We start from the raw sequence: 14,804 nt of genomic DNA, 5'->3' as shown, positions 1-14,804 counted from the left end.
CGCCGCTCGCGAGGGCGTCCAACGACGAATGGCTGCCCGCGGGCGGCCTTTCTGCTTTTATGGAGGCGAATCTTGAAGATCGCACATTTTTCTGACCTGCATTACTCGCCAGAGCGTCTGGCCGAAGCGGATCGCTGCTTCGCCTTTGCCGTTGACGATGCCGTGCGACGCGAGGCATGCGTTGCGGTGATATCGGGCGACTCGACCGATCATCGGCTCGATGCGCATTCGCCGGCGCTGAACGCGCTTGCGCGGCGTATTCACCGTCTCGCTGAAGACATGCCTGTCCTGATGCTGCAGGGCACGTTCTCGCACGAACCGCCCGGCACGTTGAGCAATTTCTCCTTGATGGGCGAGTCGTATCACGTGTTCATTGCGGACCGCGTACAGCAGGTGGCGCTCGTCGATGACCGGTTCTTCGCGTCTGAGGGACCGGTGTTTTCGCCGCCCGAACTCGAGCAGGTGCGCGACATGCGCCCGAGCGTCGTATTCACGTGCCTGCCAACGGTCAACAAGGGAAGCCTTGCAGCCAGCGTGGGCGCGGTCGCGGCCGGAACAGAACTTGGCGATGTGCTCGCGACGTATCTTGCGGCCGCCGGCCGCGTGAACCTTGAACTGCGCGCCGCTGGCATCGCAACGGTGGGCGTGTCGCACGGAACAGTGAACGGCTGCTCGACCGAACACGGCGTCACGATGGCCGGTTTCGATCATGAGTTTTCGCTCGGCGCGCTGTTCGATGCGCAATGCAGCGCGTTCATGCTCGGGCATATCCACAAGCATCAGCACTGGGAGCGCGAGGGCAGGCGTATCGCCTACCCGGGCTCGATCGGCCGGTTCCACTACGGTGAGGAGGGCGACAAGGGCTACCTGATGTGGGACGTGCAGACGGATGTCGCCGATTCGGTCCTGGTTCCGACGCCTTCGCGGCAGATGATCAGCATCGAGTTCGACGGGCCGCCCGACATGGATCGGCTCGCCGTGCTTGCGGCGGATGCGCATGACAAGTTCGTGCGCGTGCGCTGGCAGGTCGACGAGGAGCACAGGCAGCTTGTCGACCGCGGTGCGATCGACGCGATGTTTGCCCTGGCTGGTGGCCTGAAGCTTGAGGGGCGTGTGCTGCCGGTGGTGCGAAGCCGTGCACAGGGTATCAGTCTCGAGAGCACGGTGCAGGGCAAGGTCGCGCGCTGGTGTGAGCTTGTGAATGTCGAGGCGGAAGCCGTCGTCGAGCGTCTGCAACTGCTCGATTCCGGGGATGCCGAAGCAATAGCAGCTGCGGTTCTGTCGCGTATCGATCTGGCGTCCGACACACGGTCGCTAGCGCTCGCGGTTGCCGGCGATGTGTCTGCCGACCAGCCTTCGATGCCGGAACCAGCAGCCTCGGTGTCCGTTGACGCACCGACTGCTTCGCCCTCGCTGTCCTGGCTGACGGACGATCTTTTTGCGGCGTAAGCCGCCTTCGTGAGAGCGGCCAGTATGGCGCTCTCAGGCGGAACACAGCCGTGTATATGGACGCCTCCCGATTTGCACAGGATTTCGAGTGATCGACGCGACAGAAACGGGTTGCACCTGTATATCCGGCCTTTGTAGCAGCCGGAGTTCTAGCTGCGGGCCCCTATGGATTCCGCTGACTCACGCCTCATTGTTCCGGCCAGCTTTTGAGCTCGAACGGCTGTCCAGGTTTGGTGAGTCCCGGTCCGACCTGTTTTGCCATAACACTCGATTGCCAGCGCAACCGTTGAACTGCTAATCCGTCAAGTCGGATCGTAGCCATGTCGTTCTGTGAGCCAAGGAGTTGGTAGAATGTTTTGTCTTCCTAAGACCGCTTGGCCTCCGACTTATCGTGCGCGAGTATGGCCCAGATGATTCGGGCCATCTTGTTCGCCAGTGCCACGATCACGACATTCATCGGCCGTCGCAAGCGGAGGTCTTGGATCCATGGATCGGACTTCCGGGCTTTCGTGACCACGCTGCGGGCTCCGTGTACAAGCAACGTCCGCAAGTGCGTAACGCCGCGCTTACTGATCCCATGCAAATCGACTTTTCCTCCGGACCCAGTCTGTTTTGGCACCAAGCCCGCCCATGCGGCGAACTCGCGGCCAGATCGAAAGGTCTTTGCGTCGCCGACAATCGCCACAGCTGCCGTTGCAGTGAGGAGGCCGACGCCGGGAATCTCGCTGATCGCGCGTACTGCCCGATCTTGCTTTTTCCATTCGAGCATTCGCCTCTCTATCGCAGCTATCTGTTCGTCGAGCTTCGAAAGGTTGTTCCATTGTTCGCGCAAGGTGTCGATCAGGACCGCGGGTAGACGCTCAGCCAAAACGGGCGAGAACCGTCGGCGTTGCTCTATCGAGAGAAGCTCGACCGACCGGCATGACTTCGCCATACTCGGTGAGCAGTCCGCGAAGACTGTTGATCTGCATGGTTCGAAATTTCACCAGCTGCGAACGCATGCGGTGAAGTGACAGCATAGCCTGCTGAATTTCCGTTTTGACGGCGACAGCTTTTGTGGGCTGCTGTACCGCGAGCCAGATTGCCTGCGCATCAGCTGCATCGTTCTTATTGCGGATGTTGAAAGCCTTCACGTATTCGCCTCGCATGAGCTTTATTTGGTGTCCCATTGCTATGAGCTGTCGGGCCCAGTGATGGGCTCCTCCACATGCCTCCATACCAATCAGACATGGCGTGCGATTTGCAAAATATTCGAGAAGTTTTGCACGCTTGATCGGCTTGTTCACGATTTCGCCGGTTTGGTCATCCACGTGATGCACCTGGAACAAATTCTTGGCAATGTCGATTCCGACAGGCATGAGCTTCATTTGCAAACCCTCCGGTTTGGCAGGTGGAATCCGCATGATCGCGCAAGGCTTAGGTATTGACACGACTGATCCCGCTTCTCTTTTGCCTTTTCGGGTTCTCGATCGATCAAATAACGTTACGGTGTGGGAGGCGTCCATACCATTGTTCCGGGAGTCTCGCGCGCTGCGCAGACTGCCGGAACAGAGGTTCGACCGCGTCATTGACGCATCGATTGCTGCATCCATCCTTTCTTTGACCCTGGCGGGGAGACATCCCCGCGAGGGGACGCACTCCGCCCTTTTTTACGGAGTGTGATCATGTTTGGCCTTTATCCCGCCGGTCCGGCCTGGATCCGGCATTTCGCCGCATCGATGCCGGTGCGCGACCTGCAGCAGCTGCTCGTGAAGCATGCGGGCTTTACCGCCGGCATCTTCCATCAGCCGTTCGGCGCCGATCGCGGTGCTGTCATTGCGCAGAAAGGCTGCTTTCTCGTTCTCGGCTCCACAGTCGACGCCGGCAACCCGGAACTGGCCGTCGTGCCTGATGTGCAGACGCAAAACCTGCTGTGGTCGTTCAACACGGGTTATGCGAGCCAGTGGTCCGACCGCGAGTTGCGCGCGCTGACCGGCTGCAATGGCTGGGATGCATTGCTCAGGCAGGTCGGGCAGGAGTTTCGCGCGAACTGCACCTTCGTTGAACAGGCTCTGGACGGCTCGCTGGTTCCACCGGCGCCGCAACCCCACCCGCTGCTCGGCAGGATGCTCGCTGACGATGACGACGCCCCCTGGCTGCCGTCGGACTATCTGTTCGACTCGCCGATGCCGGAGACACCGTCATGCGCCCACTGAAACTGACCCTCGAAGGCTTCTATGGCGTTCGGGACGGGATGAAGCGCGACAGCGTGACGCTCGATCTCGAATCACTGCCTGGCGGCCTGATCGCGCTCACCGGCCCGAACGGAGCCGGCAAGTCGACGATTATGGACAACCTGCATCCGTACCGGATCATGCCGTCCCGTGCAGCGAAGCTCTCGGTCGACGCCTTCTCGTACTGGGACCACGTCTGTGGTGCCCAGGCGCTGAAGGAGTTTGAATGGGAGCACGGCGGGGTGCGATATCGCTCGTCGTTCGCCTTCCGCAAGCCGGGCAAGACAGGCAAGGCGGACTATTTTCTTCTATACCGCACGGCGGACGGCACATGGCAACCTGTGGTGCTGCCCGATGGCACCGTCGCAGACGGCAAGGCGGAGACGTACGACCGCTGCGTCGAGGCAATCTGCGGCACGCTCGAAACGTTCTTTACCAGCGTGTTTTCTGCACAGAACCGTCGCCCGCTTGCGTCCTATGGCGCAAGCGAGATCAAGGGGCTGCTCGCGGAACTGCTGAAGATTGATCACCTGCGTGCGCTGTCCACGAAGGCGGGGGACGTCGCGAAGGTGCTTGGCCGTGCGCTCGATGGCGTGCAGCAGCAGCTTGCCGCATTCAGTGGCAAGCGCGAGCGTCTTGTGCAGACCGTTCGGGAAATCGCCCCAGATGATGAAGCGCTCGCCGCGACCCGCAAGGATCGCGACACGCGCCAGTCTGATGTGGCGAACCTGATGCAGCAGCGCGCGGCGCTTGTCGCGAAGCAGGCTGAAAACGCCAGCACCGCGGCGCGCGTGCGGGACCTCACCGTCCGGCGCACCGAGCTCAACGCGGCACTGCAGGCAAACGCCAATGATGTGAAAGCGCTGGACCAGCGCATCGCCCAACGGCGTCGGGCGCTGAACGAGGCCGTCTCGAAGCATGAGACGACGCTCGGACAGCGCGATGCCATCAACGGTGCAGCGGCCGCGCGCGACGATGCGCAGATGCGTATTGGTAGCGCAGAGGCGAAAGTCGAACCGTTGCAGGCTTTGATCGCCGATCTGGAGCAGAAGCGGTTGACGCTCACCTCGTTGACCTCAGGCCTGAAAGGGCTCGAATCGGACGGGACGTCGAAGCTGACGCTGCTTCGTACGCTGGAGGCGCAGGCCGCAGTCGTCGATTCCGTGCCATGCGCAGGCCATGAGATGCACAACACATGTCCTCTGCTTGCACAGGGTCGGGAAGCTGGTGCAAAAGCGGTCGAGCACCGTGTGTCGCTGCAGTCGTTGCGCGAGAGTTTTCGTACACAGCGCGCACAGGCGGACCAGCTGGAGCCACAGGTGCAGCAGCTGGCGGCAAAGCGGGTCGAGCTGAAAGCGGTGAATGACGCGCTCGCGAGAGCACGTCAGGACCTGCAGAAAGCCGTCGACCTCGCCGCGCGCAAGCCGCTGCTCGATGCGGCCGCCGAAGGACTGGCCGCTGCCCGCAATGATCTGCAGACACTCGATGCGGAAGAGCGGGATGCGCGTCAACGCCGGGAGGCGGAGACAACGCGCCTCACGTTGCAGCGTCAGGAAGTCGATGCCGAGCTGGCTCGCCTTGCCGCGGTCGACGTGACCGCGGCGATCGCGGACGTCGACCGTCGACTGGCCGCCACACGTGAGGCGGTGACGGCGGCCGACGCACGGATCGAAGCATTGATCCGTGCGCAGGCGACGCGCCAGGCTGAATGCGATGCGCTCGAAAAGGAGTTAGGTGGTTTCGACGCGACGCACTCGCGCGCGAACCGCATCTCCGATGAGATCGCACGCTGGAAGCTGCTCGCGAAGGGTCTGGGCAACGAAGGTGTGATTGCCCTGACGATCGACGACGCGGGCCCGGCGCTCACGCAGACGGTGAACGATCTGCTGCTCGCGTGTTACGGCACGCGCTTCACGGTCGAGATCCGCACGCAACGGGAGCTTGCCAGTGGCGAAATGCGCGAGGGGTTTGAAATTCTCGTGCACGACGCCGACAACGACAGCACGAAGGCAATATCGGTGATGTCCGGCGGCCAGAAGGTCTGGATCAACGAGTGCGTCACCCGCGGTATCGCCCTGTATCTGGCCGGCAATGCAGGCCAGCCGTACCAGACGCTTTTCAGCGATGAATCGGACGGCCCGCTCGATCCTGAGCGCAAGTTGCAGTTCATGCGGATGAAGCGCGAGGTACTGAAGCAGGGCGGGTACGAGCGTGAGTTTTTTATCTCGCAGACACCCGATCTCGTCGCCGAAGCCGACGCCGTGATCGATGTCGAAGCGCTCGCTGTTTGAGCGTTCATTAGCTTTTAACCCTGTGGGGAACGCTCCCCGCAGGGGCGTTCCTCGTTTAACTCCATTGAGGAATGCCATGCAAAATCTTCTGATGCTGCTTATCGTTGCGGGCGGTAGCTCGCCGCTGTGCGCCTGTTCGAATCAGCCACAGGTGCGCGCGGAACACGCAAAGCCGTCAATCGTGGTCGTCCAGCCGGGCAGCGAGCCGGGGGACTTCATCCTCTGTCCGGACGGTCGCGTGCTGACGTTTGCCGTGAGCCACCCGAAAACCTGCAACTGAACCGGCTGCGGTCGGCCTTTCAAGCCCCATTCCTCGCAAGAGGTCTGGGGCATTGCTTTTTTATGGAGGTGAAACCGTGAGCAATCGGATCAAGGTCGCAGCGGTAGCAGGAGCACTATTCGCCGCAGCACTTCTCATGGTCGAACAAGGTCCCACCGGCACCCGTGAAAATGCTGGTCCCCAGGTGCATTCCGCCCATGCCATCCCGTCGCCGTTTGGACGGCAGTGGCGCCGCATATAACCGATGGATAACTAACGCTGGCGCTCTTCATTCCCTGCAATGGATGAGATCGCTCTCATTGGAGAAAATTCATGCCGAAGTTCGAAGGAAAGAGCCAGTTGCGACAGCAGGAAGTCGGTAAGCATCAGCCAACCGATGTGCCGACAACGCCTGCGTACGATTCGACCGAATGCGGCATCAAGGTTGTGGCACGGTCAACAAATCCAGGCGAGCCAGATTTGCTTGCTGGTGCGCTCCGCTCGCGCGGCGTAGCGCCAAACTCGGCGGTCTCCGACAAAGCCGGGGCGGTTCAGTATCGTGCCCACTTAACGAATTGAACTGACCCCGCAGAGTTGGACGGTGTGTTCGGTATGCCACCGGGCTCATTCCTGCCAGCTTTAGCTTGATGCGATCGCGAGTGCCCACACCTGGTTGGCACGGTCGATCTTCATGCCGCACAGCAGGTACGGCCAGACCTTGTGCTGTGCGTTGCGCCGACTCGTATTTGGCTTGCAGTACAGCGCCTCCACGCCCATGCGCTTCATCAGCGTGCGCACGCGACGGCGACCCACTGCATGGCCTTCCCGGCGCAGCGGGCGCGCCAGCATCCGTGCCCCGGCAAACGGAAATTCCAGATGCAGTACGTCGATACGGCGCATCAGCAAATGATCCGCTTCGCCCATCGGTTGCGGCCGGTAATACACGCTCGATCTCGCCACGCCGACGAGACGGGCCTGCTGCGAAATCGGCAACGCATGCGTACGCTCAATCATTTCTTTGCGCTCAGCAATCCCCCTTGTCGAGCGCACCACTTAAAAAGTCATTTTCCAGCGCCAGCTGTCCGATTTTCGCGTGCAGCGATCTCAGATCAACCGGTGGCTCGTTCGACGGCGCACCGCCCGCGTGGAACACGTCCGCCGCGCGCTCCTGCAATTGCCGCTTCCATTCTGTGATCTGGTTTGGGTGCACGTCGAACTACTGCGCCAGTTCCGCCAGTGTGCGCTCGCCCTTGACCGCGGCCAGCGCCACCTTCGCCTTGAACGCCGCCGAGTGCGTCCTCATCTGACTGACATCCAGATCGGCTATGAGCTCGCGCTAAAAAGAAGTTGGGAATTGCAAGAGGAGGGCGACGCTTAAGAATGAATTCGTGAAATGAATTGATGCTTCGCTACTTAAGTCGTGTCGATGGGGTAAAGAAGAAAATAATCAGCCTTGTTTGGCCAGATGATGTGTTCTCTCCTTTTGTTCACTATGGCCGTTACCAATACTATGTGGAGCCGAGTTCCGTGTCCGATGCCGAAATTACGCCAGATACCTATAAGACTGTTGTGGTTTGCATGGAGATATCGTCCCCTGTTTCGATAGCATTGCATCCGTCCGGAGAAATGGATGTGATTTTTTGCAACTTGGCGAGAACAAGTGATCAACAAACAAAGGAAAGAATCCGCTTTACTCCGTTTGCGGCCTCACAGTTTCTGGACGCCATTCATGCCGCGGTAAGAAATGGGAATATTCACTTTGGCGTTGAGCAAGAAACCTTTCACTAGGAGTCGCTCACACAACTTGGACATGGGCCAAAGCAAGCCATATCTTGGCGGCATGTACCTTGCCAAATCAGGCCTGGTGCGGTGACATCACATATATCGCGACTGACGAGGGCTGGCTGTACCTCGCCGGCCTGAAGGATCTGTTTAGTGGCGAGCTGGTCGGCTACGCCATGAGTGCGCATGACGAAGCATCTGGTCATGCAGGCGCTGTCCCGTGCAGTTGCATCGCAGCGCCTGGCACCCGGTCTGATCCATCACACGGATCGCGGGGCCCAATACTGCGCTCACGCCTATCAGGATCTCCTCGGGCAATTCCGCATGCAGGCGTCAATGAGTGGAAGAGGAAACTGCTTTGACAACGCGCTGTCAGCGTCGGATAGATACTCCCCACTCGAGCGCCCGCCGGTGCTGTACTGTCGGGGAACCAGGCCAACGGAGGCCGCAAAGTCGCGTCCGCACGAATACTGCTTGCCGTCCCCGAGTTCCGCTGTTAGCAGGCTAGCTGTCACAGGGCCGATGCCCGGCATGGTCAGCAGACACGAGCCCCGATCGTCTTCGCAGAGCTGACGCGCCATTTCCTTATCGAGGTTATTGATCCGGTCAGTCAGATAGACATAGTGTGCGTGCAACTCCTCGAGGATTGAAACAAGGCGCGGCGGCAACGAATGCTCCGCTAGCACCGTCGATAGACGCTTGATAACCGCTGTGCCTATGGGCAGACTTATGCCGAACTCAAGCAGAAACGCATGCATCTGGTTCGTCGTGCGAACACGGTCACTGACCATTGCTTCGCGCACCCGATGCAGGATGGACAGGGTCTGTTGGGATTCGGTTTGGGGCGTCACGAACCGCATGCTCGGACGTGATGACGCTTCGCAGATCGCCTCGGCATCGATGAAGTCGCTCTTGTTGCTCTTCACAAATGGCCGTACGAATTGAGGCGATATCAGCCTGGCCGTATGCCCTAGCTCTGCGAGCTTGCGTGCGAGATGATGAGCGCCCGCGCAGGCCTCCATCACAACCGTGCAAGCTCGGCACGTGGCGAAGAACTCGATCATCTGCTTGCGGCTGAATTTTTTGCGGAAGACAGCATTGCCTTTGCTGTCCTGTCCATGGAGGTGGAACGTGCTTGCCCAGATCGATTCCAACCAGCGTGACGTCTTGCATGATGACGATTCTGGAATTGCACCGGCAGGGGCTGAGTATCTCGGCCATCGCCGCTCGACTCGGTATGGATCGCAAGACGGTTCGCAAATACATCAGGAACGGCGTACAGCCTCGAGGCCTCTTCACGGAATTCCTTTCTGTAGACAGCCTTCGGATTCGATTCATGTTTGCCTCCGTTCCCAAATTCTATGGAATGTTGGCGTCTACTTTCTCCGACCGACCTCAATGCCCGACACGTCGCGGCAATCATTTCCCGAGCTTGACTGCGTCGATCCGCCAGACGATCGACTGAATTGCGCGTGCGTAACGATCGCGCTCGGCGGGCGTCTCCGAGTGGTAAGCGCCAATGGCCGCCCACGTGTTGCCGTACTTGACTATCATCTTGTGCAGATGCCACGCGGCCACGAAGATATTCGCGCATGGATTCATCAGGTCGACGGCGGAGAGTCCGTAACGCGAAAGCGTCGGCAGGTGGATGGAGTTGATCTGCATCATTCCGTAGTCGGTCGAGCCGTTCGCATTGCGGTGAATCGCATTGGCGTTTCCATGCGATTCACGCCAGGCAATCGCTCGCAACACTACAGGGTTGACATGCTGATAAGCCGCAGCCGCGGAAAAGCAGTCGGAATCGGCTCGCGCTGTCGCGGGCTTCATGGCGAAGAGTGAGAGCGCCAGCGCGAGCGTACGGAATGTCATCGGCATGGTGAGTGATTCGAGACCGGAAAAAGTCGAAGCTACGCGGAACTGTGGCGTAAGGAGCTCCGCCGGCAGGGGCGCGCCGCTGGCCACGCGCATTGCATCGCGCGGGCGGGGCGTGATCGGGCGCAACAGGGCCAAGTGTCGCCATAATTAACGGCTCATCGTTTCCGACGGAACTTCGTCAAATACGCGGCGATAGCCGTTAATCAGTGTCGAGCGATGACGCACGCCCCATTTTCTCGCGACATCGATCACACTCGTGACCGGCGCATCGTCGTCGAGCAGATCGTCGCGGATGCGCTCCATGCGCTGGCGGCGGATGAGTTCGCTCGGCGACAACCCGAGATGATTCTTGAACGCAATCTGCATCGCGCGCTCGGTCACGCCGACATGGGAAGCCACTTCGCGAACCGAAAGATCCTTCTGATCGAGGTTGTCCATCAGGTAGCGATAAGCGCGGCGATATTTCGCCGGGAGGCGGGCGCTGACGTCATCGGAGTGCGGCGCGTTTTGCCTCGTCTGCGGGGTTTCGGAGGCGACGGTCGGCATCCACGCGCTGTCCGCGCGCACATGCTGGATTGATGCGAGCGCATAGCGACCATAGAACTGCGCAAACTCGTGCATGCGCATCTGCTGCTGCATGATCTTCGCGCGGCAGTACAGATAGTCGAGATACCAGCGTGCACGTTGTGCGCCTTGCGCCGCCGCCGCACCCGACGCGTCGAGCATTGATTCCGCGAAGGGGGTTGCGTGCCCGGAGATAGCGGCAAGGGTAATCTCGATGCACAGGCTGCGATAGTAATCGCCAAGTCCCGCCTTTCGACTCCAGTTCGTGTATTTCGTGAGATTTTCCCTTGTCGCGGCATGGCCCGTGGCGAGCGAGACGAGTTCGGACAGGTACGCGAGGCGGTTCGCGAGCAGCGGCAGTGGTGTGACTTCCGTCAAGTCGCCGCGTGTGGGCGCCTGTTTGTGGTCGAACTCTGCGATCACCGAGCGCCAGTAGATGTGGTCGGCGAGTTGCTCCGAACCATGCAACTCATGCTGGGTAAAGAGATCGCGGCGCAGCGCCTCGATTAGATAGGTCCAGCGGCGATCGTGGTCCGCAGCGGCGAGCGACGCCAGATCGGCCAGCCGATGACAGGCGGCCTGCACGCAGCCGAGATGGAACGACACCAGCGTTGCGCCAACGAGGCTGTCCAGACGCTGGCGCGGCGTGGCTGCTTTTTCCTCGCCGATGCGCTTGAAGCAACTCAGCGCGACGTTGAACCGATTGCGAAAGAAGGCTTGCCAGCCAGTATTGCGGCACGACGCGATACGCAGGGCGTCGCGATCGGAACGAATGGCCTTCTGGGCACGCCGGTACGTTTCCTCCGCTTCCTCATGGCGACCGAGCATCAGTTCAAGGTCGCCATAAATCTGCATTTGTGCATAGCCAGGCTGCGCATCATCGTCGTTGCTATCGGCGTACTGGCCGGCGCTATGAATTGCTTCCGCGAACTGCCCTTTGAGGACTTTGGTAGCTACGTCCGAAGGCGTGTCGTCTGATGCGAGGGCGGACGATGCAGCGAAATAGATAGTCGAAAACATGTCGTGCTCCTGAATCGGTGAGTCGTGTAGTGGGCAACGTTAGGTAGTGAGCGCATGTTTGCATCGCAACGGGAGTCCAGTGCGCGTTTGTGATGGTTTGTTACCTTCGCTGACAATCCGTGAGATGGCGACATGGCTTGGGTATGTTCGATTGACCGTCTCATGTACGACATTGGCGCTAACGACATTTCTTGAGAATTTACCGTGTCGACATGCATTTTTTTGCATCAATATTAGGAACAGGAGAAAAGAAAGAAGAGGGAGGGGTAATGAATGAGGAGGTAAAAGTTATATTTCCAGTGTTTGACGAAAAATAAAAATCCTGTCATATAGAAGTAGCGAGTGCCTCATATGATTCGATGTTCGGCAGGTGTGCAGATAAGTCATGATGTATTCGACGAAGAAGTGAATCTGCATTCTTACCGAAATGACCTCTTTGCGTGTTTCGGATAACAATAGGTAAATATAAGAATTTTGAAAGCTAGTATTTATATACAAATAATTTGTGTATAAATTCATGAACATTTTGCTAGCACATTTCGCCATGAAATTTATTTGATTTCAAACTCACACGAACCGTCGAATTGTGTTGATTCGATGTGTAATTGACTTTTGGGTGGAAGTTTTAGTGGCGTCATTCAATTTGGAATGCATAGGACATTCGCGCAGCAGGCGGCGCAAACGACTAGGCCTGTGCAAGCAGGCCGCCAGCCTCGTCGTCACCGCCTCGTTAAGTGGCTCATGGTTCGTTTGTGGTGTGGCGCATGCGTCCGATGCGCAGGTCGTCGTCGACGGAAGTGAGCGTTTCGGCGACACCGTGCGAAAGAGCGGACACGAAGTGCCGCTGCTGCGGGCGATCGAAGAGGTGGTGCCGCCCAGCTATAGCGTCATAGTGCCGAACGCTGGCGCGTGGGCCGATATGCCAGTCAGCTGGCATTCCGGCCCGGTCGTTCGTGCGCTTGGCGAAGTACTCTCGGCAGACGCGTCCTTGCAGGCGAAAGTCAATACGGAATTGCACATCGTCACCGTAACGGCCAACGCGCGTCTCGCTCATGCGGCCGAACATACGCCGCTGTCCGCGGCTCCCGCCCTTGCCGACGGTATGTCGTCCGTGAAGTCTGCAGACCCGCCGGCGATTGTTCGCGCGATCGCTTCGGCTGCTGCCGCTGGCGGGGCGCCTCCTGACGCGACCCCGCTGCCTTCCACAGGGTCCGAGCCGACTTCCGCGCCGGCACGGCCAATCGCCTCCACGCCGGCACGGCAGCCCGCGCCGACCGTATCGGCGATCCAGGTGCCGATGCCCGCGGTTACGCCCACGCCGCAGGACGACGCTCCGGCATCGCCCGCGGCCGCGCTGCCTCCCCAGCAGATGGAGTGGCAAATGCGCATCTCCGATGGCTCGGTGCGCAATGCGCTCGCGCGTTGGGCAAGCGACGCCGGCTGGCAATTTATCTGGGACGTGCCGACCGATTTCGCGGTCGATGCCACAGCCACGGTACATGGCACGCTCGATCAAGCTTTGCGGCAGGTCGTCGAAGCGCTCGCCGGGTCGCAGGTGCCGATTCACGTGATTATGTACGAGCGCAACCGCGTGTTGCGGGTCGTGCCGAAGGGAGCAGGTTGATGATTGTATTGAGTCGCTACATCCTGATGGCTGTTGCATGCGTGCCGATGCTGGCGGGCTGCACCGGGCTCATGCAGAAGGTCGAACAAGGCACGCAAGGCGACGTCGTGCGCGCGGACAAACTGCTTGGCAACCTCGGGACGGGTAACAACCTCGAAGCCGATAACGACGCCGTGGTCGTCAAGGACGATCTGTGGTTGTCTGGCAAGACGATAAAGCTTTCGTCGAAATCGACATTGCCGAAACTGTTCGGCGAACCCGCCAGCTTCGACGGCGCCGTCGATTCGTTACGGGCGTTCGCCGATCGCATATCGCGCCTAGCGCACATTCCGTCGAAGATCGCGCCGGGTGCCGACGATGCCGCGGCGCGCGCCACGCAGGTGAGTGCTGCGGCGTTGCCCACTGGTTCGGCCGCGCCCTTGCCGCCGTTGCCCACGGGGTTGCTGCAAGGTCCATTGCCGCAGTCGGCAGGCACGGGGTCGCTGGCGTCCGTCCCGGCGCCGGTACCTGTTCACATCGTCTATTCGGGCGGCACGCTGCGGGGGCTGCTTGACGCGGCCGCCGCGCGCTTTGGCGTGTACTGGAAGTACGAGCAAGGTGCGATCGTCTTCTTCTATACGGATACGCGTGTATTCCAGGTCATCGCTATTCCCGGCGACTCCAGGCTTGATACAAGCGTCGTGAGCGGTGCGAGCAACAGTGGAACGACATCCGCCAGCGGTGGCATCGCAGGCGCTAATGGCGCGGCTGGCGGCGGATCTGGCTCCACGAGCACGGGATCGAACGGAACGCCGACCGTCTCGTCGGACAACAGCGCGAACATCACGATGAACGCCCAACTATCCGTCTACAACGGCCTGAACGCGGCCATCAAGTCGATGCTGTCGCCAGCCGGCTCAGTCGTGACGTCGCCCGCAACCGGCTCTATTGAGGTGACGGATACGCCGGATGTGCTGGAACACGTTGCCGAGTTCATGGATCAGCAGAATCGCGTGTTGTCGCGACAGATACTCGTCAACGTTACTGTGCTGTCGGTCATACTCTCGGCGGACGACAGTTACGGCATCAACTGGAATGCCGTGTACGAGGCGCTCGGCACGAAATTCGGCATTACGACTGCATTCTCGAGCCTGATTCCGAACAGCAATGAACTGTCGGCGACCGTCATCACCCCGTCGAGCCGTGCGAACACCACGAGCGCGGTCATCAACGCGCTCTCGACGCAGGGTGCCGTGCGCCGCAAGACGTCCGCCTCGATCACGACGCTGAACGATCAGCCCGTCCCAGTGCAGGTGGCGGAACAGCAGGGCTATCTTGCGCAGGTCTCATCCACGTCTACGCTCAACGTCGGGACCCAGACATCGCTCACGCCGGGCACCATCACGACCGGATTCAACCTGACGTTGCTACCTCACGTTCTCGACGACGGCACGGTGATGATGCAGTTCTCCACGAACATCTCGTCGCTTGCGAGTCTCGTCAATTTCCAGAGCGCCGGGCAGACCATCCAGCTGCCGACCGTCGACACGCGCAACTTCCTGCAGCGCATTGCGGTGAAGTCGGGACAGACGCTCGTCATCAGCGGCTATGAAGGCATCGCTGATCAGGACAACCGACAAGGCATCGGCACACCCGCCAACTTCGTGGCTGGCGGCGGCGTGAACGCCAGCCATTCGCGGGAGGTGATCGTCATACTGCTTTCGCCGGTCACGATGAACGGAGCCTGA

The 14,804-nt window shown here is 59.9% G+C and carries 10 protein-coding genes and 5 pseudogenes; 10 read left to right on the top strand and 5 right to left on the bottom strand.

The window, feature by feature from the left end; genetic code table 11:
* Window positions 1–72 precede the first annotated feature (72 nt).
* Window positions 73–1,449, top strand: a complete 1,377-nt coding sequence (locus QYH69_RS23925) for a metallophosphatase family protein (RefSeq protein ID WP_308834213.1) — start codon at window positions 73–75, stop codon at window positions 1,447–1,449.
* A 364-nt stretch (window positions 1,450–1,813) separates the two neighbouring features.
* Here QYH69_RS23925 and QYH69_RS23920 read toward each other — a convergent pair.
* A pseudogene (locus tag QYH69_RS23920) lies at window positions 1,814–2,807 on the bottom strand (IS110 family transposase).
* Between the two features lie 306 nt (window positions 2,808–3,113).
* Here QYH69_RS23920 and QYH69_RS23915 point away from each other — a divergent pair.
* The 4 genes from QYH69_RS23915 (at window position 3,114) to QYH69_RS23900 (ending at window position 6,791) form a co-directional block, all read left to right on the top strand.
* Window positions 3,114–3,644, top strand: a complete 531-nt coding sequence (locus QYH69_RS23915; RefSeq protein ID WP_308834212.1) for a hypothetical protein — start codon at window positions 3,114–3,116, stop codon at window positions 3,642–3,644.
* Window positions 3,632–5,953: an SMC family ATPase gene (locus tag QYH69_RS23910; protein WP_308834211.1), complete on the top strand. Its 2,322-nt coding sequence runs from the start codon at window positions 3,632–3,634 to the stop codon at window positions 5,951–5,953. The genes QYH69_RS23915 and QYH69_RS23910 overlap by 13 nt, the downstream gene beginning before the upstream one ends.
* A gap of 76 nt (window positions 5,954–6,029) precedes the next feature.
* The gene (locus QYH69_RS23905) at window positions 6,030–6,233 is read left to right on the top strand and encodes a hypothetical protein (protein ID WP_308834210.1); all 204 of its coding nucleotides are present in this window, start codon (window positions 6,030–6,032) and stop codon (window positions 6,231–6,233) included.
* Between the two features lie 312 nt (window positions 6,234–6,545).
* The gene (locus QYH69_RS23900) at window positions 6,546–6,791 is read left to right on the top strand and encodes a hypothetical protein (protein WP_308834209.1); all 246 of its coding nucleotides are present in this window, start codon (window positions 6,546–6,548) and stop codon (window positions 6,789–6,791) included.
* Between the two features lie 72 nt (window positions 6,792–6,863).
* Here the strand turns inward: QYH69_RS23900 and QYH69_RS23895 are convergent.
* Window positions 6,864–7,530 (bottom strand): annotated as a pseudogene (locus QYH69_RS23895) (IS3 family transposase); the annotation flags it as partial.
* 83 nt (window positions 7,531–7,613) lie between these two features.
* On the opposite strand from QYH69_RS23895, the gene QYH69_RS23890 reads away from it, so the two are divergent.
* Complete coding sequence (locus tag QYH69_RS23890) at window positions 7,614–8,000, top strand: hypothetical protein (RefSeq protein WP_308834208.1); 387 nt, start codon at window positions 7,614–7,616, stop codon at window positions 7,998–8,000.
* 56 nt (window positions 8,001–8,056) lie between these two features.
* A pseudogene (locus QYH69_RS23885) lies at window positions 8,057–8,363 on the top strand (DDE-type integrase/transposase/recombinase); the annotation flags it as partial.
* A 26-nt stretch (window positions 8,364–8,389) separates the two neighbouring features.
* On the opposite strand, the pseudogene QYH69_RS23880 reads toward QYH69_RS23885, so the two are convergent.
* Window positions 8,390–9,167, bottom strand: a pseudogene (locus QYH69_RS23880) (IS110 family transposase); the annotation flags it as partial.
* Here QYH69_RS23880 and QYH69_RS23875 point away from each other — a divergent pair.
* Window positions 9,166–9,276 (top strand): annotated as a pseudogene (locus QYH69_RS23875) (helix-turn-helix domain-containing protein); the annotation flags it as partial. The pseudogenes QYH69_RS23880 and QYH69_RS23875 sit on opposite strands and share 2 nt — an antisense overlap.
* A 137-nt stretch (window positions 9,277–9,413) precedes the next feature.
* Here the strand turns inward: QYH69_RS23875 and QYH69_RS23870 are convergent.
* Complete coding sequence (locus tag QYH69_RS23870) at window positions 9,414–9,863, bottom strand: lytic transglycosylase domain-containing protein (protein WP_308834299.1); 450 nt, start codon at window positions 9,861–9,863, stop codon at window positions 9,414–9,416.
* 153 nt (window positions 9,864–10,016) lie between these two features.
* A complete protein-coding gene (locus QYH69_RS23865; protein ID WP_308834207.1) occupies window positions 10,017–11,453 on the bottom strand; it encodes a helix-turn-helix transcriptional regulator in 1,437 nt (478 codons plus the stop codon).
* Window positions 11,454–12,210: 757 nt separating this feature from the next.
* On the opposite strand from QYH69_RS23865, the gene QYH69_RS23860 reads away from it, so the two are divergent.
* Window positions 12,211–13,077, top strand: coding sequence for a TcpQ domain-containing protein (locus QYH69_RS23860; RefSeq protein WP_308834206.1), 867 nt, complete (start codon window positions 12,211–12,213; stop codon window positions 13,075–13,077).
* On the top strand, window positions 13,077–14,804 hold the full coding sequence (locus tag QYH69_RS23855) for a PilN family type IVB pilus formation outer membrane protein (RefSeq protein ID WP_308834205.1): 1,728 nt from the start codon (window positions 13,077–13,079) through the stop codon (window positions 14,802–14,804). The genes QYH69_RS23860 and QYH69_RS23855 overlap by 1 nt, the downstream gene beginning before the upstream one ends.

Source organism: Paraburkholderia sp. SARCC-3016, from assembly GCF_031119615.1.
Lineage (GTDB): Bacteria > Pseudomonadota > Gammaproteobacteria > Burkholderiales > Burkholderiaceae > Paraburkholderia.
The sequence above is the reverse complement of the archived record's forward strand: the minus strand, read 5'-3'. Positions and strand labels throughout refer to the sequence as shown.

What these genes read in the sequence shown, in the direction of transcription:
- QYH69_RS23915 (WP_308834212.1), top strand. Translation starts at nt 3,114, where the DNA reads ATGTTTGGCCTTTATCCCGCCGGTCCGGCCTGGATCCGGCATTTCGCC.
- QYH69_RS23910 (WP_308834211.1), top strand. Translation starts at nt 3,632, where the DNA reads ATGCGCCCACTGAAACTGACCCTCGAAGGCTTCTATGGCGTTCGGGAC.
- QYH69_RS23905 (WP_308834210.1), top strand. Translation starts at nt 6,030, where the DNA reads ATGCAAAATCTTCTGATGCTGCTTATCGTTGCGGGCGGTAGCTCGCCG.
- QYH69_RS23900 (WP_308834209.1), top strand. Translation starts at nt 6,546, where the DNA reads ATGCCGAAGTTCGAAGGAAAGAGCCAGTTGCGACAGCAGGAAGTCGGT.
- QYH69_RS23890 (WP_308834208.1), top strand. Translation starts at nt 7,614, where the DNA reads ATGCTTCGCTACTTAAGTCGTGTCGATGGGGTAAAGAAGAAAATAATC.
- QYH69_RS23870 (WP_308834299.1), bottom strand. Translation starts at nt 9,863, where the DNA reads ATGACATTCCGTACGCTCGCGCTGGCGCTCTCACTCTTCGCCATGAAG.
- QYH69_RS23865 (WP_308834207.1), bottom strand. Translation starts at nt 11,453, where the DNA reads ATGTTTTCGACTATCTATTTCGCTGCATCGTCCGCCCTCGCATCAGAC.
- QYH69_RS23855 (WP_308834205.1), top strand. Translation starts at nt 13,077, where the DNA reads ATGATTGTATTGAGTCGCTACATCCTGATGGCTGTTGCATGCGTGCCG.